Below are 263 nucleotides of genomic sequence, written 5' to 3'. Positions count from 1 at the left end.
ACCCATTCGCTCCCCAAAATCCCTTTGATCGGGCTGAAGTCCTTGAAGGCAATGATCGCGCCGTACATCGGCACATATTTGAAAATAAGGGTCAGTATAAGCGCCGGAGCAAGCAGGATGTACAGAAAGTAGTTTTTTTTCAGGAATTCGAGCCCCTTCCCCGCGGATCGCCTCTCTCTGCGCACCATAGACTGTTGATCGATTTCTGCCGAGCTTTCCAAACCTTCTACCTCCGTTTCACTCAAAAAAGTTTACAGTAAGGG

1 pseudogene is annotated in these 263 nt (G+C 48.7%); it reads right to left on the bottom strand.

The features are described 5' to 3' along the window. Positions 1 to 245, bottom strand: a pseudogene (locus tag ACSNOG_RS33490) (hypothetical protein); the annotation flags it as partial. Positions 246 to 263 lie beyond the last annotated feature (18 nt).

The sequence above is a fragment of the Streptomyces sp. URMC 124 genome, from assembly GCF_051386455.1.
GTDB lineage: Bacteria > Actinomycetota > Actinomycetes > Streptomycetales > Streptomycetaceae > Streptomyces.
The sequence above is the reverse complement of the archived record's forward strand: the minus strand, read 5'-3'. Positions and strand labels throughout refer to the sequence as shown.